The organism is Pantoea septica (assembly GCF_002095575.1).
In the GTDB taxonomy this organism is placed as follows: Bacteria; Pseudomonadota; Gammaproteobacteria; order Enterobacterales; family Enterobacteriaceae; genus Pantoea; species Pantoea septica.
The window spans coordinates 25888-46085 of sequence record NZ_MLJJ01000018.1 but is presented as its reverse complement, the minus strand read 5'-3'; the positions used below and the strand labels follow the sequence as shown (position 1 = coordinate 46085).

The following is a 20198-nucleotide window of genomic DNA, read 5'->3' as shown; positions in this document are numbered from 1 at the left end:
GGAGCCGTCTGAGTGGGTCCCACACAGACGGCTCCTTAAGCCTGTAAAAACGGGCGTTGGCCCGGCAGCTACCGCTCCTCAGGGATGAAATGCCTGTTCGCGCGGGCCGAGCCGGCAGGGATGCCGCTCACGCACCACTCCCCGCGTCATTCCCGAGTGCGGCCTCGTCCGACAGCTTTTTCCCTTCTTCGATAAACTCTTCGTCAATCTCTTCGACGTTGTCGCGGTTATCTTTGCCCGACAGCAGGTTCCAGCAGGCGATAAACAACGCGGCGATCAGCGGACCAATCACGAAGCCGTTAATGCCGTAAATCTCCATGCCGCCTAAGGTGGCGATCAGAATCAGGTAATCAGGCATTTTGGTATCTTTGCCCACCAGCAGCGGACGCAGAATATTGTCTACCAGGCCGACGATCACCACAAAGAAACCGACCAGGAATAACCCCTTCCACAGCGCGCCGGTCGCGAAGAAGAATATCGCCGCAGGCACCCATATAATCGCCGAACCCACGGCGGGGATCAGCGACAGGAACGCCATCAGCGCGCCCCACAGCAGGCTGCCGTCGATATCCACAAACCAGAACGCCAGCCCGCCCAGAATCCCCTGCACGATGCCGACCACTACCGTGCCTTTGACCGTGGCGCGCGAAACGGCGGCGAACTTCATAAACAGGTGATGCTTCACGTAGGTCGAAAGCGGCAGCGCCTCCAGAATCAGATGCACCAGATAGGAGCCATCTTTCAGCAGGAAGAAGAGCAGATAGAGCATCACGCCGAAGCCGACGGTAAAGGTGAAGGTGCCTTTGCCGATCAGGAACACGCTGCCCGCCATATACTGGCCGCCCTTGAGCGCGAAGGTCGACAGCTTCTGCTGGATCTGCGCCGCGTTATTCATCTGATGCTCAGAGAGGAAGTTGCGCAGCCAGCCGGGCAGGTGATGCAGCAGATCGGCGAATACCGCCGGAAACTGCGCCGAATTGCTCTGCAGCTTGAGATAGACGGCGTTAACCTCCACCACCAGCGAAGAGGCGATAACCGCCAGCGGCGTAAACACGATCAGGCAGATAATCAGCAGCGTCACCAGCGACGCCACACCGTTGCGATCGCCCATTTTATGCCGCAGCCAGGTCTTCAGGGGGGCGAAAATCACCGCCAGGATGGCGGCCCAGAGAATCGGGGAAAAGTAGGGCGCCAGTACATCGAAAAACGCAACGGTCACTATCGCCAGAATCACGATGAAGAAACCGATATTTAGTCCTTTAACACGCATGCATAAACCTCAGGATTAAGTGTTGCGGGTGAACTATAGAACGCCCGGCGCGCTTTGTAATGCCAATCTGCGGTTTCGTTTGAAATTTATATCCAGCGCGTCGGAGCGCGCGCGACAAAGCGGGCGCATCGCCGCGTTAGCGGATATTCGGCCTAAATATGCACGATCGGCGCATCGCGGTTGAAGCCTGTCGTTAAGGTGTGTAAAAATCCTGCGCAATCGTTTACTCCCGCCGCGGAGAGACGTTTTTTTGCCGCGAATCGTCGTGCTGCCGCAAGGCGGCAGTGCAGGGCGACGCGGTAATGCGGCCGTCGATGCCAACTCACCGTCGACGGCGTTGGCGTCATGAAGACAGGACAGGCAGATGAAAACCACGCAAACCGGCGCGCTGACCGCAGCCGCAGAGGCGCCCGCCGAACGCGGCTGGCGCAAAACCGACACCACCTGGATGCTGGGGCTTTACGGCACAGCCATTGGCGCAGGTGTACTCTTTTTGCCCATCAACGCAGGCGTCGGCGGGCTGCTGCCGCTGATCATTATGGCGATCCTCGCCTTTCCTCTGACCTTTTACTCCCATCGCGCGCTGACCCGCTTTGTGCTCTCCGGCAAAAACGCGGGAGAAGATATTACGGACGTGGTGGAAGAGCACTTCGGCGCCGGCGCGGGCAAAATCATTACGCTGCTCTACTTCTTCGCCATCTTTCCCATTCTGCTGATGTACAGCGTGGCGATCACCAATACGGTCGAGAGCTTTATCGAACATCAGTTAGGGCTGGTGTCGCCGCCGCGCGTGCTGCTGTCGCTGATACTGATTATCGGTCTGATGACGGTGGTGCGCTTCGGCGAACAGATGATTGTCAGGGCGATGAGCATTCTGGTCTTTCCCTTTGTCGCGGTACTGATGCTGCTGGCGGTATATCTGATCCCGCACTGGCATGGCGCGGCGCTGCAGACCCTGTCGCTGCACCACAGCGGCGGCGGCAAAGGCATCGCGATGACGCTGTGGCTGGCGATCCCGGTGATGGTCTTCTCTTTTAACCATTCGCCCATCATCTCCTCGTTCGCCGTGGCGAAGCGCGCGGAGTATGGCGAAGGCGCGGAGCCCAGGTGCTCGCGCATTCTCGCCTGTTCCCATCTGCTGATGGTGGCGACGGTGATGTTTTTCGTCTTTAGCTGCGTGCTCAGCCTGTCGCCGCAGGATCTCGCCGCGGCGAAGGCGCAGAATATCTCGATTCTCTCCTATCTCGCCAACCACTTTAACGTCCCGGTTATCGCCTGGCTCGGCCCGCTGATCGCCATCGTCGCCATTACCAAATCCTTTCTCGGCCACTATCTCGGCGCGCGCGAAGGCTTTAACGGCCTGGTCAATAAAATGCTGCACAGCCGCGGCAAAAGCCTGGCGCCTGCGAAGCTGAACCGGGCGACGGCGCTGTTTATGCTGTTCAGCACCTGGCTGGTGGCGAGCTGGAACCCGAGCATTCTCGATATGATCGAAACCCTCGGCGGGCCGGTGATCGCGATAATTCTGTTCCTGATGCCGATGTACGCCATCCGCCGCGTTCCCGCGATGCGCAAATACAGCGGGCATCTCAGCAATCTGTTCGTGGTGCTGGTTGGGCTGGTGGCGATCTCCGCCATCTTCTACTCCCTGCTCAGCTAACGAGAAGACGCCCGCCTGGCGCGGGCCGTTTAGTCGCGGTATAGCTTTCCCGTCCCGCAACATGCTAACTTTGTTGAGAATAATTATTAGTTACTGAGGTAGTAAGCGATGAAAAAGGGACTTCTGCTGGCCGGGCTGCTGACGTCGGCGGCGTGCGGCGCCACCACTTACCCGCTGCAGATCACCGATCTCGACGGCAACGCCATTCGGCTCGATCGTGAGCCGCAGCATGTGATCCTGCAGGATGGCCGCGACGTGCTGGCGCTGGCGCTGCTCGACCGCGACAATCCCTTCAGGCGCGTGGTGGCGTGGAATAACCTGCCGAAAAAGCAGGATACCCAGACCTGGGAGCTGCTGAGGCAGCGCTGGCCGCAGGCAAGCAACATTGTTGATATGGGCTTCAACGATCAGGGGCAGGTCAATCTCGAAAGCGTGCTGGCGCAGAAGCCGGACCTGATGATCGCCCAGCTGCGCGCGAAATCGGCGCTGCAGCAGTCAGGCGTGCTGGATACGCTGAAAGGGCTCAATATTCCGGTGTTGTTTATCGACTATGAGCTGCACCCGAAAGAGAACACCGCGCGCAGCGTGGCGCTGCTCGGCAAGGTGCTTAACCGCGAGAAAGAGGCGGCCGACTATACCGCCTTTTATCAGCAGCGTTTACAGCAGCTCGACGCGGCCATCGCCCAGGTGCCGAAGAAGCCGACGGTGTTTATCGAGCCGATCGCCGGCAACAGCGACAACTGCTGTTTCACGCACGGCCATAACGGCTGGGGCGGACTGGTGGAGGCGGTGGGCGGTAAGAATATCGGCTCCGCGCTGCTGCCGGGCAACGCCGGCTTTGTTTCGCTTGAGAAGATTATCGCTATGAAGCCGGACGTTTATATTATGACCGGCTCGAAGCGTCCTAACCCTGGCGTGCTGCCGTTTGGCTATAACACGACGCCGCAGGAGGTTTCAGCGACCTTTAGCGGTTTGCTGAACCGCAGCGGTCTGAAGCAGATCGCGCCGGTCGAGAATGGCCGCGTTTATGGGGTTTATCACCACTTCTATAACCATCCTTACAACATCATCGGCATGGAGATTCTGGCGAAAGATCTCTATCCGCAGACGTTTGCGCAGCTCGATCCTACGGCCGATTTCCACTACATCGTGACCCACTTTACCCGGCTGCCGGATGCGCCGGTGACCTTAAGCGCGCCCTGAGCCGCCGACCGCGCGTTGACAAAACGCGCGGTTAATTTACCTTTCCGCTGCGCTATCTTTCGCTACTCTTAAACAAACCGCTGTTTACTTTTGCTTCCGGTATTTCTTTGCGTCTCTCACGCCGCCAGTTGAAAAAATATTGCCAAAACTAAAAAACAGGGTGAAATGCGCGCGTTTATTTCGCGCGGGCCTAATAAACCGTGCAACAGGAAGTGCAAAACCAGACGATCAATGAGGCAGCGCTTCTCGTCGCAGCCAGCCCTGGCGGGCTTTATGCGGGGTTGGACGCTGTCGTTTGGGCTTTGCCCGAGGTATTTATGAATTCACACTCCCTGGCCTCTACGCTGAGTAAAAAATTTATCCTTGAGCCGGTTATGTCGCAGAGCGGCCGCTTTGTCGGTTTTGAGCTGCTGACGCGCTACACCTCGCTGGCGGGGAAATCGCGCAATCCCTTTATGGTGATTGAAAATATGCCGTGCAGCGAAAAGCGCGATCTGCTCTATGAGCAGCTGGGCGATTTGTCGCCGGTTGTGGCGCTGCTTGAGGCGCATCACCTCTTCGTCAGTATCAATGTAGACCGCGATATGGTGACCATGCTGGAGGAGGATGCGCGGCTGGGCTGGCTGCTCAGCACCGCCAGCGTCATACGGCTAGAGGTTTCCGAAGCTATCGACTTTCACCAGGATCATGAGGCGCGCGAAACGCTGCATCGGCTGAAAGCGCGCGGCATCCGTTTTTTCCTCGACGATCTCGGCACCGGCTTCGCCAATCTGGAAGCGCTCTATACCGGTCTGTTTGAGGCGGTAAAAATCGACAAGCGCTTTTTCTGGGAGCAAAAGGATAAATCGATCTTTCCGGTATTGATGGCCAATATTCAGCGCTATTGTCCGCAGATAATCGTAGAGGGCGTCGAAAATAAAGAGGATCTGGCGGCGCTGGAACATATCCCGCTTTACGGTCTGCAGGGATACTATTTTAGCGCGTTGGAAATAGAGGATTTACCGCAGTTTTTCAGCTGAGTCCTTTTTTATTGGGCGCAGCGCATATCGCGTGTTTTATCGCTTTCGCATAAAAAATGCGATTAATAAACCTGGCTAAGCGGGGCGGATAAAGCGTAAATAAAATGAAAACACTATTGCTTTTTTCGTTCGCGCTGTGCTTCGTCAGGGTGAGAGCTGACGCGACATGCGGGCGAGCCATCAGACCGCGCGCTAAAGTTTTCGCAAGGCGATATTTAGCAGCCAAATTAATAGTCCAAATAATTAATTCCTCCCTCTGGTCAGACCCCATACCTGTTTTGTTTAAATGATGATGCGCGAGGCGGATATTTAACGGAAAGTCTAATTCACGCTAAAAATTAAGTCAGCGCAGCGTGATATGAATAAGAAAATATCCTAATCAGGAAAATTAGTGCTGCCAAAATAATAGCTACAGTGTTAGTCTCTTTGTTCAACACTAGTGATGTGGTGTTGTCTCCTCTAGTTTTTTCCTTGATTTGGCAAGGATTAGCCGGCCTTCGGTATAAAGGAATTTCGATTCCCCCGATCGATTTCGATCGGGTTTTCATTTCGGTTTGATTCTATTTTCCTCTCTGCTAAACCGCCCTTTAATGCGCTGCCCGCGCTGCCTGCGCGGTCTGTTCATCGCGCCGCCCGCAGGTCCAGCGGTCTCCATAATTTCTGCCGAGTGTTAAGGAAGCGCTAAACGGCGTAATAGTCTGTAAGTTTCAGATTTTTAAGACTTTTGGAGATGCAGGCGCCATGCGAATCGCCGATAGTAGAGCTCAACGGCGCAACGTTCGCTGTTGCCACTGGAGGTTTACGATGAAAAAAACAACATTACGCGTTATCGCGACTTTTATTGCATGCAGCTCGCTGATTTCTACCCTTTCCTGGGCTGACGGCCCGGGAGACCATCATGGCCAGCCCTGGCGGCAGCATGATGGCGATCGTCGCGATGGCGACCGCCACGACGATCGCGGCCGTGGTCCGCAAGGCCATGGTCCGGATCGCGACCGTTTTGCCGGCAACCCTCATGGCGACCGACATGACTACCACGACCGTGACCGCGATCATTTCGCCTGGAACGGACACGATTTTCGCCGCGGCCACCCGATGCCGCACGAATATCGCGGCCCGCACTATCGGGTAGACGACTGGCGCGAGCGCCGTCTGCCGGAGCCGCCGCGCGGCGAATACTGGTCCTATATCGACGGCAACTATGTGCTGATTGCCGCCGCGACGGGCATTATCACTTCGCTGATCCTCGGCAACGCCTTTAACTAAGGCGGCCACTCGGGCGGCTCCGGCCGCTCGTTCTCCCTGATTTCCGCCTCGGTCTTCGGAAAACCGGCTGCCTGCGCGCGCACCTGTTCCTCTTTTTTTCACGCTCTCCAGGCTATGCTTTGCTTCCATACTGTTCCCTTTCGCCTGATAAGGAGTCGAGATGACAGCGGTAAAAATGGTGGCGGTCGATATGGATGGCACCTTTCTTGATAACCAGAAGCAGTACGACCGCCCGCGCTTTATGCGCTGCTATGAAGAGATGAAAGCGCGCGGCATTAAGTTTGTCGTCGCCAGCGGCAATCAGTACTACCAGCTGAAATCTTTCTTTCCCGCTATTGCCAGCGAGATCGCCTTTGTGGCGGAGAACGGCGCCTGGATCCTCGATGGCGAAGAAGAGCTGTTCTGCGGCGCATTTTCTCGTCCGGACGTGCATGCGGTGCTCGATACGCTGCAAAACGGCAACTATCCAGGGCTGCGTTATATCCTGTGCGGACGTGAAAGCGCTTACTACTTCAGCGGCGTTGAAGAGCAGTGGCTGGCGAAAATGCGCCACTACTGCCATCGGCTGAAGGCGATTAACTCGCTGGACGAGACCGGCGACGATCGGCTGTTCAAGTTCGCGCTTAACCTCTCCGACGACTATGTCGAGCCGCTGATGGCGGATATTCAGCGGCTGCACGCGGGCGCTGCGGCGGCGACCTCAAGCGGTCACGGCTCGGTGGATCTTATCGTGCCGGGCCATCACAAGGCCAACGGCCTGAACATTCTGGCGCAGCGCTGGGGCATCGATCATCAGCAGGTGCTGGCGTTTGGCGACGGCGGCAACGATCTGGAAATGCTCAGGCAGTCCGGGTTTAGCTTCGCCATGGCCAACGCGCCGCAGCGGGTGAAAGAGGCGGCGCGCTACGCTGCGCCCGGCAACAACGAGGCGGGCGTTCTGCAGGTTATCGAGAAGATGCTGGCAGGCGCGCCGCCGTTCGCCTGAATTCTGCGCGGGCGGGCGGCGGCGTCGCTGCCCGTTACGCCTGCGCTGGCACCACGCGCCACGCCTGCGTCAGCATCGTGCGCATCGCCTGCTGGCTGTAGTTCACCAGCGAGTTTTTACTGTTGGCGCGCGCCAGAATCCACTCCACCTCTTCACTGCTCAGCGTCTGGGTCTCCTGCCAGAAAGGCGCGATCGCCTGCTGCTGCAGCCAGTTTTTCAAAAAGCGCGCTGGCTGCGCCGCCGGCGCGGCGAAAAGCTGCTGCTGCAGATCCTGCATCAGCCGCTGCTGCTGCGTATCGTCGCTTTCCGCCAGCAGATCGAGAAACGGAAAGAGCAGCCGGCCGCATACTTCGCCGTGATGATAAGGCTTGATGGCGCCCAGCTCGCCGGCAATGCCGTGGATCACGCCCAGGCCGGCGCTGCTGAGGCAGACGCCGCCCAGCCAGGAGGCCATCATCATCGCGTCGCGCGCCGCGTCGCCCTGCGTATCGTCGCGGTTCAGCGCGGGCCAGGCCTGGATAAACTGGCGCAGCCCGGTCAGCGCCAGCTGGCGGGTAAACAGATTCCCTTTGCTGGAGAGATAGGCCTCGAACAGATGGGTAAAGGCGTCGATGCCGCAGGTCGCCAGCACCTTATCGGGCGCGCCTTTGAGCAGATCCGCATCCAGAATCGCCACCTGCGGCACAAATACCGGATGGCGCAGCGAAGCCTTCACCTTGATGTCATGCTGATCGGTCACCACAGCATTCTGCGTCGCCTCGCTGCCGGTGCCGGCCGTGGTCGGCACGGCGATTAGCGGCAGCGTCACCGCTTGCACCGGCGTATCGCCGACCTTTTCCAGATAGCGCGCGGTGGGGAGCGGATGCTGCATCATGGCGCTGAAAGCTTTGGCGCCGTCGAGCACGCTGCCGCCGCCAATCGCCACTACGCGATCCACGTGGCCGCGCCAGCGTGTGACCCAGGCGTCAATCTCAGCCGGTGACGCTTCATGCGCCACGATTTCATAACCAATAATGTGATCGTTCAGCTCGCTTTTCAGACGCGCATAGACGGGCCCGTTAAGAAAAGAGCGCCCGCAGAACAGCAGCGTAGGCTGAGGGTCGGCGCTCAGCAGCGGCACCAGCTTATTGATGCTGCCGCGTCCAGAGAGGGTTCGTTGATTGCTGTACAGCTCGATCAGGTTCTCACTCACCGCAACATCCTTATGTCATCAGGAAAAGAGAGAGTGTAACCAAAAGCCGAACGGCGGCAGCGGCAAACTTTCTGATAACGCTGCGATGAAAAGTTGATCACCTTCGCAAAACAGAAATTCAGCCTGTGAGGGGAGATGCTTTCATCAGGATGTTACCCTTAACATGTTACTGGTAACAGATTATGTCAGGCTGTTAGTCCGTTTTTCCGATGCCGTACCCAATGTCCGTTTCGGACCCATGAGAACAATATGCTGCTGGCGCTCGCCGGTCAGTCAGGTGGAGAAAACCTATGCCCTTACTTATTGTGGCGATCGGCGTGGCGTTACTGCTGCTGCTGATGATTCGCTTCAAACTTAACGGATTCATCGCGCTCATTCTGGTGGCGCTGGTTGTCGGCATGATGCAGGGCATGCCGGTCAATAAAGTGATCCTTTCGATCAAAAACGGCGTCGGCGGCACGCTCGGCAGTCTGGCGCTGATTATGGGCTTCGGCGCCATGCTCGGCAAACTGCTGGCCGACTGCGGCGGCGCGCAGCGCATCGCCACTACGCTGATTGAGAAGTTCGGCAAGCAGCATATTCAGTGGGCGCTGGTGCTGACCGGCTTTACCGTCGGCTTCGCGCTCTTTTATGAAGTTGGCTTCGTGCTGATGCTGCCGCTGGTGTTCAGCATCGCCGCCTCGGCGCGCGTGCCGCTGCTCTACGTCGGCGTGCCGATGGCGGCCGCGCTGTCGGTGACGCACGGCTTTCTGCCGCCGCATCCTGGTCCGACGGCAATCGCGACGCTGTTTAACGCCGATATGGGCAAAACTCTGCTGTGGGGCACGCTGCTCGGCATCCCGACGGTGATCCTCGCCGGCCCGGTTTACGCCCGCTTCCTGAAAGGCATCGATAAACCGATCCCGGAAGGGCTCTATAACCCGAAAACGTTTAGCGAAGAAGAGATGCCCGGCTTCGGCGTCAGCGTCTGGACCGCGCTGGTGCCGGTAGTGCTGATGGCGCTGCGCGCGCTGGCGGAAATGGTGCTGCCCAAAGGGCATGTCCTGCTGCCCTATGCGGAGTTTTTCGGCGACCCGGTGATGGCGACGCTGATTGCGGTGCTGATCGCCATCTTCACTTTCGGCCTCAATCGTGGACGCAGCATGGATGAGGTGATGGGCACCATTACCGATTCGATTAAAATTATCGCCATGATGCTGCTGATTATCGGCGGCGGCGGGGCGTTCAAACAGGTGCTGGTGGACAGCGGCGTCGATAAATATATCGCCGCGATGATGCAGGAGAGCAACGTTTCGCCGATCTTTATGGCCTGGTCGATTGCCGCAGTGCTGCGTATTGCGCTCGGCTCCGCCACCGTAGCGGCGATCACCGCAGGCGGCATCGTCGCGCCGCTGATCGCCAGCAGCGGCGCCAGTCCGGAGCTGATGGTGATTGCGGTCGGTTCAGGCAGCGTCATCTTCTCCCACGTCAACGATCCCGGCTTCTGGCTGTTTAAGGAGTATTTCAACCTGACGATTGGCGAGACCATTCGTTCCTGGTCGGCGCTGGAAACCATTATTTCGGTGTGCGGCCTGGTGGGTTGTATGCTGCTGTCGATGGTGATTTAAACTTTATCGCCGGGCGTTGCCCGGCGCACAACCTTAGCTGGCCAGCGCGCGAAACGCGGCCAGCTCCTCGTCAGGCATCCCCGCCTGGGTCGCCGCCAGGCAGATTTGCCCCCAGCTGTTGGCGTCCAGCGGGATCCCCTCACGCTCGCGCTGCGCGCGATTCGCCTCTTCCCATTCTCCCGGCACCTGTATCGGCTCGCTGCCGCTCTGCGGCGATCGCTTCACCCAGTCGAGAAAGGCTTCCGCTTCCTCCTGCATCGCCGGCGCGTTGAACGCTTCCGGGTTAAGAATGATGGCGGTCATGCAATTGTAGATCGCATCATGGCTGGCGAGCACCGTTTCGTCATGGGTGGTGCGTCCGCCAGAGAGCGCGCCGCCGAGGATTTCGCACAGCGTCGCCAGCGCATAGCCCTTGTGCAGGCCAAAGGGCAGCAGAGAGCCGTAGGGCGCTTCATGCATAACGGCAGGATGTTCGGTCGGCTTGCCCTGATGGTCGATCAAATAGCCGGGCGGCACGTCCACCCCTTTATTCCAGGCGACGCGCGTTTTGCCGAAGGCGATGCCGCTGGTGGCGAAATCGAGCAGAAGGGGACTGGCGTTACGACGCGGAAAAATGGCGCAGAAGGGGTTGGTGCCGAAGCGGCGATCGCTGCCGCCGAACGGCGCCACCATTGGGTCGCCCATCAGGTTGACGAAATGAAAAGAGACCAGACCCGCCGCGGCGCACTGTTCAGCCCAGTGGCCGATGCGGCCAATATGGTGCGAGTGGTGCAGGCCGACCGCGGCGATCCCCAACTGTTGCGCGCGCGCGATACCCTGTTCCATCGCCTCATAAGCGGCCACCTGGCCGAAGCCGGAACGGGCGTGAAAGGTCAGGACCGCGCCGGCGTCTTTTTCCAGCACCGGATGCTGATTAAGCTGCAGATGGCCCTAGCTGAACGAGCGCATATAGCTGGGGATCATGCCGACGCCGTGGGAGTCGTGTCCGGCCAGATTCGCCGCCACCAGATGATCCGCCACCAGACGCGCCTCGTCGGCTTCGCTGCCGGCGTGCAGCCATATCGCCTGCACAAACTGATGCAGCCGCGCGGCATTGATTCGATAGAGTTCACTCACTTTGCTCTTCTCCTTTTTATGGGTACACCGCATCCTGCGGCTAAAAAAAAGCGACGGCAAGTGATGGTTTCAGAGGATAAGATGGGCCACAACGCGTGGCCCAAAACAGCGGGTTAATGCGGCTGTTCAAAGCCAGCTTTGATCATTTGCTCGCGCAGCGCGCGCGAAATTTCGCGATTACCGCCGGTAACGGGGTAGATCACGTTGTTGATAACATCATCAATATAGTGCTCATCGAACTCTTGCATGCTGAGCTGCGTGCCGCCTTCATCATTGATAGCGAAAGACCCTTTAATGTGATCGCCAGCATTTTTCGCCTTGAGGCTGTAGCGACCCATACTGGTATTTATCATGCTCATAGTGTCTCCTTGTTGCTCATCTTATGGTGGTCGTCGCAGAGGCCTGCCTTTGCCGCTAAAAGTTTAGCGGGTGGAAAAGGCGGAAACGAAGCGTGAGGCGGTTAAAAAAACAGCTGCTGCGATCGACGTCGCAAAAATAGTTCGGGCTTATCTGGAAAAGGTTCGCGCCGGCCAGCGCGTAAGGTGGCCCAGCAAAAACGCAGCGATAGGCTATACTCTTATCTGGAAAGGTTTTTTACTGGCAAAGGAACATGGATATGAAAATAATTTTGTGGATTATCGCCATCATTTTCATTGTTGGGTTACTGACGCTGACCGGCGTATTTAAGTTAATTTTCTGAATCAACGCGGGCACCGCTCAGGTGCCCTTGCTTCTGTGCCTCTTAGACGCCTGCGCGACCAGACAGCGCGCGATAGGGTCGACAAGCGTATTCGGCAACAGATCCCGCGCGGTCAGGCGCTTATTGCAGCTGGCGCAGCGTGCCCCATGAAACGCCGGATCTGCAGAAGGATCGTGGGTAAAAGTAAACTTCGCACTGCCACAGGCGGTGCAGCGAATCTTCATTACCATACTAATGCTCTCCTTGCCTGAATCGAACAGGCGCTATTCTAACAAATCCCTCCGGTTTATTTATCAAAAATTCTAAACAATTAATGCGCGTTATCTTTTGAGGTTCTTGTTTAATTATTTAATAATTATATTGAGTTATTGTTGCTCTTGGTAACTCTTGTGCGGAGTGAAATATAAGACGCTGCCCGATGAGGCGTAGAAACGGCGCCGGGCCCGCCTGTCGAGGCATCTAAAAGCAATTGTTTTTCTCTGTTTGGTTCCGGTTTGATTTCGGTTGCGCATAATCGCGCCCCTGACGCAGGATTGTATTTAACCAGGATGCGTGCGGCCTGACAGGAGCAAGCTGGTCGGCGCGCGTCGATTTGTACAGGAAAAGAGTTGTGAACCGGTTTTCTTCGAGCGCCGCGGTCGGCGCCTGCTCCGCGCTTATTTTCTCATATTCCCTCCAGGCTGCGACGCTTACGGCCGTCCAGAGCGGCTGGAACACCTTTACCAACAACCTGCAGCAGACCTGGCGGCAGTCGCAGGAAAGCGATTTGTATCTGCCCGCTATCACCTGGCATAACCGCTGGACCTACGACGACGAGCATATCGAGCGCTACAACGAGCGACCCTGGGGCGCGGGCGGCGGCATCTCGCGCTATGACGAGAAGGGCAACTGGCATGGCCTCTATCTGATGGCCTTTAAGGACTCCTATAACAAGTGGGAGCCCTTCACCGGCTACGGCTGGGAGGCGACGTGGCATCCCATCGACGGGAGCCGTTTTCACTTTGGCGCAGGCTACACCGCCGGCGTCACGGCGCGCGATAACTGGCACTATATTCCGGTTCCCGCGCTGCTGCCGCTGGCGTCGGTGGGTTATGGCCCGCTGAATTTTCAGATGACCTATATTCCAGGCACTTACAATAACGGCAACGTCTACTTCGCCTGGCTGCGGCTTCAGTTTTAACTTTTCAGGGCATCTGTCAGGCAGGGAAAAAGTGAAAAAAAGGCGATATTTATCACTTTTTCATCAATTCTCACTGGACAAATGTCACGGCAATTGCTGTACTAGACGGCGACACAGTTTAGTGTCCATTTTTCATGTAAAGGTAATTTAGATGTCCAAGATTAAAGGTAACGTTAAGTGGTTTAATGAATCTAAAGGATTCGGTTTCATTACTCCAGAAGATGGCAGCAAAGACGTGTTCGTACACTTCTCTGCTATCCAGAGCAACGGCTTCAAAACTCTGGCTGAAGGTCAGCGCGTAGAGTTTGAAATCACCGAAGGCGCCAAAGGCCCATCTGCTGCTAACGTTATCAGCCTGTAAGTTAACAGTCAGAATTTCAAAAACCCGCCCTATGGCGGGTTTTTTTATGGCTTGAAAAGCCGCAAACCCGCTCGCTGAACTGCCCGACTTTGACGACAAAGATTAACTCCGCCTGAATCGCTCATGATGAATGCGTCACGCCGCACGAACTGCGGCGTCAGTCACATAAAAGCCTCGTAACATTATTATAACAACCCGTAGTTGCAGCTTTTTTTCTGCCGACGCTATATAACAGAGCGGCAGCATTATTTTCTTCAGGAGGCAGGATGAATATACGTCAGGCACAGGCGAAAGACAGCTTTGCGCTCAGCGCGCTGCTGGCCGAATTAGGCTATGGCGGCACCGAGAGCTTTATCGATAAACGCCTTTCGCAGCTGAGCAGCGATCCCGACGAGATGCTGCTGGTGGCGGAGCATGGCACCCAGGTGCTGGGCTTCCTGTCGATGCACTTTATTCCTCAGCTGGCGCTGGCGGGCGACTTTGCGCGCATCAGCTACTTCTGCATCGCAGAAGGGGAGCGCAGCAAGGGTGTCGGCCAGCAGCTGTTGCAGCACGCTGAAGCGATGGCGATGCAGCGCGGCTGCGACCGCATGGAAGTGCACTGCCACGCATCGCGGCTCAAAGCGAACCAGTTTTACCTGCGCGAAGGCTATGAAGAGTCGCCGCGCTACCATATCAAAGGTCTGAACTAAGCCGCGCCTCGCGTCCGGCGGCAATCGCCAGCGCGCTGGCCAGCATCTCCAGCTGCCTCTCCTGCAAACAGGCAATGCTGACGCGGATAAACTGCGTCGGCCCCAGCCGACAGCGTTCGCCTGGCAGCACGGCGATGCCGCGCGCGGCCAGGGTAATCATCGCATATTGCTCCGACGCCACCGGTATGCAGATGCTTAGTCCGTCGCGCATCGGCAGCCTCAGCCCGTGCGCCGCCAGCGCCGCCAGCATTTGTTCGCGACGCTGGCGATAAATCGCGCGCGCGGCGGCGATCGTCTCCTGCGTCGCGGCGTCCTGCAGCAGCCAGGCGACGCTATCCTGTAAAATTCGGCTGGTCCAGCTGACACCGAAGTTGCGCCACGCCTGAATGCGCCTCACCATCTCCGCCGTTGCGGAGAGAACCGCCAGCCGCAGATCGGGGCCGTAAGCTTTGGAAAACGAGCGGACGTGCAGCGTGCGGTCCGGAAAAATATTGCCGAGACTCCAGGCGGGCGTCGCGGAGAGATCGCCCAGCCCGTCATCTTCGACAATCAACGTCGCGCTCTGCGCCAGCGTCTGCGCCAGCGCGGCCTGACGCGCTCGGCTGACGCTGTTGCCGGTCGCGGAATGGGTACGCGGCTGATAAATCACCATCACCGGCGACTTCTGCAGCAGCGCGGCGAGCATCTCCGGCAGCGGTCCCTCATCGTCGCAGGCTAACGGCAGGATTTCCGCGCCGACGTTATCGAGCATATCCAGCAGCCGCGTCGCAGTGGGATCCTCAATCACCACGCGGTCCCCTGGCGAGACCAGCGTCTGCACTACCAGATTCATCGCGTCGAAGCCGCCGTCCGTCGCCAGAAAGGCTTCGGCCGCATAGGGCCAGCGCGGCTTGATGGCAGACAACAGCACCGGCGAAATCGCCTCGCGAACATAGCTGTTGAGATGCGGCGACTGCAGCGCGGCCTGTAGGGCAGGCTGCAAATCGGGCAGCAGCGCGGGATCGGGCGAGGCCATCGACAGATCGGCGCGGATGTTGTCGCCGTAGTTGCCAATTTTCTCAAAGCGAATCGGGCGCGGCATCACGGTATTGCCCGACACCCAGACGCCGCTGCGTCCTTTGCCTGCCAGCACCTTATGCTTTTTGAGCTGCCCCCAGGCCGCCGACACTGTCGCCGGACTGACGCCCAGCTTCTCCGCCAGCTCGCGTACGGCGGGCATCTGCATACCTACCGCAATCTTGCCCTCGCGGATCAGCGTGGAAGCCGCCAGCGCAATGCCTTTTACTGAGGCGTCGCTTATCTGCTCGCTCAGCCAGTCGATATCCACCGTTTGCGTCATAAGAAAATACTTTGTTCAGTAACGAATTAATGATTGTTCAGATAAGTATTCCCGAACTAGTATCAAATTCAAGCACTATTTGATGAATAAACCATCAGCGCCGCAGGGCGCTACCTGCTAACGGGGCAAACATGAGCAGATTAACCGTCAGACTGGCCGTGCGCGACTGGGATTACTTTACGCCGCTGGCGCTGGGCGACCTGCAACCCGAGGGCTTTGAGCTGGTGATCGACCGCGTCGGCACGCTGGTCGATCGCCTCGCCGACAGCCCCGACTATGAGGGCGGCGAAGTCTCTTTCAGCCGCTATGCCCAGGGGCGGGCGCGCGGCGAAAGCGGCCTGCTGGGTCTGCCGCACTTTCTGATGCGCGGCTTTCGTCAGCGCTGCATTATCACCACTGCCGACAGTCCGCTCACGACGCCGGCGCAGCTGAAAGGCAAGCGCATCGGCGTCACCGGCTGGCAGGATTCAGGCAACACCTGGACGCGCGCCGTGCTGCGCGAGGCGGGCATAGAGATCGACGATGCTTACTGGTTCGCTGGTCGCCTGACGGAGACGCATCCCGTCGTCGATCGCCTGGCGGGCTTTGGCCGTCCGGGCCGCATCGAGGCCGCGCCGGGCGAGCGTCCACTGCTCGATCTGCTGCGAGCGGGGGAGCTGGACGCGCTGTTTACGCCCTTTATGCCGGAAGGCTTTTTCCTGCCGGACTCTGGATTGCGTCAGCTACAAATCGATTTCCAGCAGGCGGAACGCGACTATTTCCACCGCGTCGGCTACGTGCCGGGCATTCATATTCTGGCGCTCAAGCCGGCTCTGGCCGAAGCGCACCCCTGGCTGCCGCAGGCGCTCAGCGAGATTATCGATCGCTCATGGCGACTGTGGATGCAAAAGCGGGAGAAGTACGCTGACACCACGCCCTGGCTGCTGGACGATTTGCGACGCACCGCGCAGGAATTGCCCGCCAGCTGGAATCAGAACGGGTTTGAGGTTAACAAGAAGATGATTGCCGACTTTGCCGATGAGCTTTATCTGCAAGGTTTGACGAAAACGCGCCTGACCCCGGAAGCGATCTTCCCGGCGGCCAGCAAGGGGGACATATGATGAAAGTAGCGATGGGGCAGTTCGCGGTCAGCCGCGAATGGCAGGAAAACGCGGCTATCTGCCTCGATCTTATGGCGCGCGCCGCAGCGGGCGGCGCCGATCTGCTGGTGCTGCCGGAAGGGGTGCTGGCGCGCGATATCGCCGATCCCGATCTGGTGCTGAAGGCGGCCCAGCCGCTGGACGGTCCTTTTCTGACGCAGCTGCTGAGGAAAAGCCAGGGCAGCGCGCTGACCACCATGATGAGCGTTCATGTGCCGGCCGAAGGCGACAAAGCGCTGAACGTGCTGGTTGCGCTGCGCAACGGCGAAATTATCGCCGCTTATGAAAAGCTGCACCTCTACGACGCCTTCGCCATGCAGGAGTCGCAGCGCGTCAATCCCGGCGCCGCTATCCCGCCGCTGGTTGAGGTCGCCGGCATGAAGGTAGGGCTGATGACCTGCTACGACGTGCGTTTTCCCGAACTGGCGCGGCGTCTGGCGCTGGACGGCGCCGAGGTGCTGGTGCTGCCCGCCGCCTGGGTGAAAGGCCCGCTGAAAGAGATGCACTGGGAGCTGCTCACTACGGCGCGGGCGCTGGAGAACACCTGCTATATGGTGGCGGTGGGAGAGTGCGGACCGCGCAATATCGGCAACAGCCTGGTCGTCGATCCGCTTGGCGTCGCTATCGCCAAAGCGCCGGAGTCGACTGCGCTGGTGTTTGCGGAGCTCGATCCGCAGCGTATCGCCTATGCGCGCAGCGTGCTGCCGGTGCTGGAAAATCGTCGCTTCGCTCGTCCAGAGCTCAAAACAGAATAAGCACGCCTGGGAGAAACCACCGTGAAAAAGAGTGCAACCGCTATTTTGCTGGCGCTTGGCCTGAGCACCTCGCTGGCCCACGCCGCCGATGCGATTCCGACGCAGCAGGTCGACCAGGGGCTGCATGACCGCCTGCCCGAGGCCATTAAGCAGGCGGGCAAGATGATCTCGGTAAACAACGGATCCTTTCCGCCCTATGAAATCGTCAACGGCCCGCACGCCATGGACGGCGCTTCTGCCGACCTCAGCAGCGCGCTAAGCCAGCTGCTGGGCGTGAAAATCGAGCACGCCACGGTCAGCGGTCTGTCAGGGGTGCTCTCTGGCATTAACTCCGGACGCTACCAGCTGGCGATCGGCCCGATAGGCGACTACCCGGATCGTCAGCAAAAAGTAGACTTTATCGACTTCGTGCAGGAGTTCGTGGTGTTCGGGGTACAAAAAGGCAATCCGCAAAAGATCAACGGGCTGGAGGATACCTGCGGCAAGCGCATCGCGGTAATGGCGGCGGGATCGGCGGAGCAGGTGATCCGCAAACAGTCGGAAGCGTGCGTGGCGGCGGGCAAGCCGGCCGTGGTGGTGCAATCCTTTACCGATCAGCCCTCTTCGATTCTTGCGGTACGCTCGAAGCGATCTGACGCCTTCTTCTCTTCGCAGGCGCCCCTGACATACTTCATCGAGCAGGCGAGCGGCCAGCTTGAGCTGGCGGGCAAAGGGCAGAAAAACGGCTTCGGTGACATTTTCCAGGGCACGGTAGTGCCGAAAGGGTCGCCGCTGGGCCAGGTGGTGCTGGATGGCTATAAGGCGCTTTACCAAAACGGCACCTACGCCGCCATCATGAAAAAGTGGAAGCTGGACGGTAATATGATTAGCGCGCCGGGCCTCAACCTGGCGAAAGGGGCGGCAAAATGAGTCCGGACATCCACAATACACGAGCCACGGACAGGGCCGACGTGCAGCAGCGCGACGTGGCTTTCGCCCGCAGTGCGCCCGCCTGGGGACGCTGGGTCTCCTGGATTGTGGCGCTGATCCTCGCCTCCAACTTTCTCTGGCTGGTGGCGACCAATCCTAACTTCGAATGGAAGGTGGTGCTGCAGTGGTTTACCGAGGAGTCGGTGCTGAAGGGGCTGGAAATCACGCTCGGGCTGACCGTCGTCTCGATGATCCTCGGCACCGGGCTGGGACTGCTACTGGCGGTGTGGCGTCTGTCGGAGAACCGGCTGCTGAGCGGCATCGCCAGCCTCTATATCTGGTTCTTTCGCGGCACGCCGCTGCTGGTGCAGCTGATATTCTGGTACAACCTGTCGACGCTATTTCCCACGCTTTCGCTGACGCTGCCCTGGACATCCGTGACCTGGGCCAGCTGGAACACCAACGATCTGATTACGCCGCTGACGGCGGCCATCGCCGGGCTGGCGCTGAACGAGGCAGCCTATATGGCGGAGATTATCCGCGCCGGACTGCTGTCGGTGGACAACGGCCAGGTCGAAACCACCCAGGCCTTCGGCATGAGCCGCAGCCGCGCGCTGCGACGCATCATTATTCCACAGGCGATGCGCGCCATTATTCCCCCCAGCGGCAACCAGCTGATCAGCATGATCAAAGCGACCTCGCTGGTGAGCGTTATCGCGATGGGCGACCTGCTCTATTCAGTGCAGGCGATCTATAACCGCACCTTTGAAATTATCCCGATGCTGATGGTGGCGGTAATCTGGTATCTGCTGATTACCTCGATCCTGAACGTCGGCCAGTCGGCGATAGAGCGCTACTACGCGCGGGGCACGCGCCGCACGGTAGAGGCGGCGAAATCGCGCGCATCCACGCCGCTCCCCGGCGCGCGCCTGCTTCAGAAGGAGGATATATGAGTGCTGTCGCGCCGCTGGTCAGCGCGCGTAACGTCCATAAAAGTTACGGCCATAACCAGGTATTGAAAGGGATCGATCTCGACGTGTTTCCAGGCGAAGTGGTGGTGATCCTTGGGCCGTCCGGCTCGGGCAAATCGACCTTCCTGCGCTGCATCAACCATCTGGAAGATATGAACGGCGGTTCGATCATGGTAGGAGATGAGCAGATTGGCTACGAGCTGAAAAAGGGCATTCTGCATCGCCTCTCGCCGCGTAAAATCGCCCTTCAGCGTCAGAAAATCGGCATGGTATTCCAGCAGTTCAACCTCTACCCCCATCTGACGGTGCTGCAGAACATTATCGAGGCGCCGATCGGCGTGCATAAGTTTCCCCGTCACGAGGCGATAGCCTATGCGCGTTCGCTGCTGGCGACGGTAGGATTGAGCGACAAGGCGGACGCCTGGCCGCGGCATCTTTCCGGCGGTCAGCAGCAGCGTGTGGCGATCGCTCGCGCGCTGGCGATTAAGCCGACGCTGATGCTGTTCGACGAGCCGACCTCGGCGCTTGACCCTGAGCTGGTCGGCGAAGTGCTGGCCACCATGCGCACGCTGGCGGATCAGGGGCTGACCATGATCGTCGTGACCCATGAGATTGGTTTCGCGCGCGAAGCGGCCGATCGGGTCGTATTTATGGATGGCGGCGTGGTGGTGGAGCAGGGGCCGCCCGAACAGGTGATCGCGCAGCCGCAGCATCCGCGCACCCAGGCGTTTTTAAGCCGTTTTATTTAACGCGGCATCAATAATCTTACTCTGTTACAGAATCTAGTTGAGGTTGGCGGCGATCTGCGCGTAAATAGCACTGTTCATTTTCGCT

The 20198-nt window shown here is 58.5% G+C and carries 20 protein-coding genes and 1 pseudogene; 15 read left to right on the top strand and 6 right to left on the bottom strand.

Features of this window, described 5'->3' with window-relative positions; genetic code table 11:
* Positions 1-127: 127 nt before the first annotated feature.
* Positions 128-1270, bottom strand: coding sequence for an AI-2E family transporter (locus HA46_RS11635; RefSeq protein ID WP_084884378.1), 1143 nt, complete (start codon positions 1268-1270; stop codon positions 128-130).
* Between the two features lie 364 nt (positions 1271-1634).
* On the opposite strand from HA46_RS11635, the gene HA46_RS11630 reads away from it, so the two are divergent.
* The 5 genes from HA46_RS11630 to HA46_RS11610 all read left to right on the top strand — a co-directional run bounded on the left by HA46_RS11630 (position 1635) and on the right by HA46_RS11610 (position 7403).
* Positions 1635-2930 carry an HAAAP family serine/threonine permease gene (locus HA46_RS11630; RefSeq protein WP_033788890.1) on the top strand — a complete coding sequence of 432 codons (1296 nt, stop codon included), beginning with the start codon at positions 1635-1637 and terminating at the stop codon, positions 2928-2930.
* Positions 2931-3038: 108 nt separating this feature from the next.
* Entirely contained in the window at positions 3039-4133 is a 1095-nt protein-coding gene (locus tag HA46_RS11625; protein WP_033788891.1) for an ABC transporter substrate-binding protein, read from the top strand.
* Between the two features lie 317 nt (positions 4134-4450).
* Positions 4451-5152, top strand: a complete 702-nt coding sequence (locus HA46_RS11620) for an EAL domain-containing protein (protein WP_084268141.1) — start codon at positions 4451-4453, stop codon at positions 5150-5152.
* A gap of 804 nt (positions 5153-5956) precedes the next feature.
* Entirely contained in the window at positions 5957-6418 is a 462-nt protein-coding gene (locus HA46_RS11615) for an RcnB family protein (RefSeq protein ID WP_084884376.1), read from the top strand.
* Positions 6419-6578: 160 nt separating this feature from the next.
* The gene (locus HA46_RS11610) at positions 6579-7403 is read left to right on the top strand and encodes a Cof-type HAD-IIB family hydrolase (RefSeq protein WP_033788893.1); all 825 of its coding nucleotides are present in this window, start codon (positions 6579-6581) and stop codon (positions 7401-7403) included.
* A 34-nt stretch (positions 7404-7437) separates the two neighbouring features.
* Here HA46_RS11610 and HA46_RS11605 read toward each other — a convergent pair whose 3' ends face one another.
* On the bottom strand, positions 7438-8595 hold the full coding sequence (locus HA46_RS11605; protein ID WP_084884373.1) for an iron-containing alcohol dehydrogenase: 1158 nt from the start codon (positions 8593-8595) through the stop codon (positions 7438-7440).
* Positions 8596-8885: 290 nt separating this feature from the next.
* Here HA46_RS11605 and gntT point away from each other — a divergent pair, with 290 nt between their 5' ends.
* A complete protein-coding gene (gntT, locus tag HA46_RS11600) occupies positions 8886-10202 on the top strand; it encodes a gluconate transporter (RefSeq protein WP_033788895.1) in 1317 nt (438 codons plus the stop codon).
* 33 nt (positions 10203-10235) lie between these two features.
* On the opposite strand, the pseudogene HA46_RS11595 reads toward gntT, so the two are convergent.
* Positions 10236-11351 (bottom strand): annotated as a pseudogene (locus HA46_RS11595) (malate/lactate/ureidoglycolate dehydrogenase).
* A gap of 80 nt (positions 11352-11431) precedes the next feature.
* Positions 11432-11677 (bottom strand): hypothetical protein, encoded by a 246-nt coding sequence (locus HA46_RS11590; RefSeq protein ID WP_084884370.1) that lies wholly within the window; start codon positions 11675-11677, stop codon positions 11432-11434.
* Positions 11678-11928: 251 nt separating this feature from the next.
* Between HA46_RS11590 and HA46_RS21630 the strand changes: the two genes are divergently transcribed.
* Positions 11929-12018 carry a small membrane protein YohP gene (locus HA46_RS21630; protein WP_445260702.1) on the top strand — a complete coding sequence of 30 codons (90 nt, stop codon included), beginning with the start codon at positions 11929-11931 and terminating at the stop codon, positions 12016-12018.
* Positions 12019-12035: 17 nt separating this feature from the next.
* On the opposite strand, the gene HA46_RS21545 is transcribed toward HA46_RS21630, so the two are convergent.
* Complete coding sequence (locus tag HA46_RS21545) at positions 12036-12242, bottom strand: ECs_2282 family putative zinc-binding protein (RefSeq protein ID WP_414692270.1); 207 nt, start codon at positions 12240-12242, stop codon at positions 12036-12038.
* A gap of 386 nt (positions 12243-12628) precedes the next feature.
* Here HA46_RS21545 and pagP point away from each other — a divergent pair, with 386 nt between their 5' ends.
* The 3 genes from pagP to HA46_RS11570 all read left to right on the top strand — a co-directional run bounded on the left by pagP (position 12629) and on the right by HA46_RS11570 (position 14251).
* Positions 12629-13198, top strand: a complete 570-nt coding sequence (gene pagP, locus HA46_RS11580) for a lipid IV(A) palmitoyltransferase PagP (RefSeq protein WP_084884365.1) — start codon at positions 12629-12631, stop codon at positions 13196-13198.
* Positions 13199-13349: 151 nt separating this feature from the next.
* Positions 13350-13559: a transcription antiterminator/RNA stability regulator CspE gene (cspE, locus tag HA46_RS11575; protein WP_033751857.1), complete on the top strand. Its 210-nt coding sequence runs from the start codon at positions 13350-13352 to the stop codon at positions 13557-13559.
* Positions 13560-13825: 266 nt separating this feature from the next.
* Complete coding sequence (locus tag HA46_RS11570; protein WP_033788897.1) at positions 13826-14251, top strand: GNAT family N-acetyltransferase; 426 nt, start codon at positions 13826-13828, stop codon at positions 14249-14251.
* Here HA46_RS11570 and HA46_RS11565 read toward each other — a convergent pair.
* A complete protein-coding gene (locus HA46_RS11565; protein WP_033788898.1) occupies positions 14235-15590 on the bottom strand; it encodes an aminotransferase class I/II-fold pyridoxal phosphate-dependent enzyme in 1356 nt (451 codons plus the stop codon). The two genes, HA46_RS11570 and HA46_RS11565, sit on opposite strands and share 17 nt — an antisense overlap.
* A 131-nt stretch (positions 15591-15721) precedes the next feature.
* Here HA46_RS11565 and HA46_RS11560 point away from each other — a divergent pair, with 131 nt between their 5' ends.
* The 5 genes from HA46_RS11560 to HA46_RS11540 are packed head-to-tail and all read left to right on the top strand — an operon-like array spanning position 15722 to position 20113.
* Positions 15722-16690: a substrate-binding domain-containing protein gene (locus tag HA46_RS11560; RefSeq protein WP_084884364.1), complete on the top strand. Its 969-nt coding sequence runs from the start codon at positions 15722-15724 to the stop codon at positions 16688-16690.
* On the top strand, positions 16690-17484 hold the full coding sequence (locus tag HA46_RS11555; protein ID WP_033788900.1) for a deaminated glutathione amidase: 795 nt from the start codon (positions 16690-16692) through the stop codon (positions 17482-17484). Before HA46_RS11560 ends, HA46_RS11555 begins: the two co-directional genes overlap by 1 nt.
* A 21-nt stretch (positions 17485-17505) precedes the next feature.
* A complete protein-coding gene (locus HA46_RS11550; protein ID WP_084884361.1) occupies positions 17506-18393 on the top strand; it encodes an ABC transporter substrate-binding protein in 888 nt (295 codons plus the stop codon).
* Entirely contained in the window at positions 18390-19346 is a 957-nt protein-coding gene (locus HA46_RS11545; RefSeq protein WP_084884359.1) for an amino acid ABC transporter permease, read from the top strand. The genes HA46_RS11550 and HA46_RS11545 overlap by 4 nt, the downstream gene beginning before the upstream one ends.
* A complete protein-coding gene (locus HA46_RS11540; protein ID WP_033788903.1) occupies positions 19343-20113 on the top strand; it encodes an amino acid ABC transporter ATP-binding protein in 771 nt (256 codons plus the stop codon). The genes HA46_RS11545 and HA46_RS11540 overlap by 4 nt, the downstream gene beginning before the upstream one ends.
* Positions 20114-20198: the final 85 nt, after the last annotated feature.

Coding starts and splice junctions, on each gene's coding strand:
- HA46_RS11635 (WP_084884378.1), bottom strand. CDS start 1,270: ATGCGTGTTAAAGGACTAAATATCGGTTTCTTCATCGTGATTCTGGCG.
- HA46_RS11630 (WP_033788890.1), top strand. CDS start 1,635: ATGAAAACCACGCAAACCGGCGCGCTGACCGCAGCCGCAGAGGCGCCC.
- HA46_RS11625 (WP_033788891.1), top strand. CDS start 3,039: ATGAAAAAGGGACTTCTGCTGGCCGGGCTGCTGACGTCGGCGGCGTGC.
- HA46_RS11620 (WP_084268141.1), top strand. CDS start 4,451: ATGAATTCACACTCCCTGGCCTCTACGCTGAGTAAAAAATTTATCCTT.
- HA46_RS11615 (WP_084884376.1), top strand. CDS start 5,957: ATGAAAAAAACAACATTACGCGTTATCGCGACTTTTATTGCATGCAGC.
- HA46_RS11610 (WP_033788893.1), top strand. CDS start 6,579: ATGACAGCGGTAAAAATGGTGGCGGTCGATATGGATGGCACCTTTCTT.
- gntT (WP_033788895.1), top strand. CDS start 8,886: ATGCCCTTACTTATTGTGGCGATCGGCGTGGCGTTACTGCTGCTGCTG.
- HA46_RS11590 (WP_084884370.1), bottom strand. CDS start 11,677: ATGAGCATGATAAATACCAGTATGGGTCGCTACAGCCTCAAGGCGAAA.
- HA46_RS21630 (WP_445260702.1), top strand. CDS start 11,929: ATGGATATGAAAATAATTTTGTGGATTATCGCCATCATTTTCATTGTT.
- HA46_RS21545 (WP_414692270.1), bottom strand. CDS start 12,242: ATGAAGATTCGCTGCACCGCCTGTGGCAGTGCGAAGTTTACTTTTACC.
- cspE (WP_033751857.1), top strand. CDS start 13,350: ATGTCCAAGATTAAAGGTAACGTTAAGTGGTTTAATGAATCTAAAGGA.
- HA46_RS11570 (WP_033788897.1), top strand. CDS start 13,826: ATGAATATACGTCAGGCACAGGCGAAAGACAGCTTTGCGCTCAGCGCG.
- HA46_RS11565 (WP_033788898.1), bottom strand. CDS start 15,590: ATGACGCAAACGGTGGATATCGACTGGCTGAGCGAGCAGATAAGCGAC.
- HA46_RS11560 (WP_084884364.1), top strand. CDS start 15,722: ATGAGCAGATTAACCGTCAGACTGGCCGTGCGCGACTGGGATTACTTT.
- HA46_RS11555 (WP_033788900.1), top strand. CDS start 16,690: ATGAAAGTAGCGATGGGGCAGTTCGCGGTCAGCCGCGAATGGCAGGAA.
- HA46_RS11545 (WP_084884359.1), top strand. CDS start 18,390: ATGAGTCCGGACATCCACAATACACGAGCCACGGACAGGGCCGACGTG.
- HA46_RS11540 (WP_033788903.1), top strand. CDS start 19,343: ATGAGTGCTGTCGCGCCGCTGGTCAGCGCGCGTAACGTCCATAAAAGT.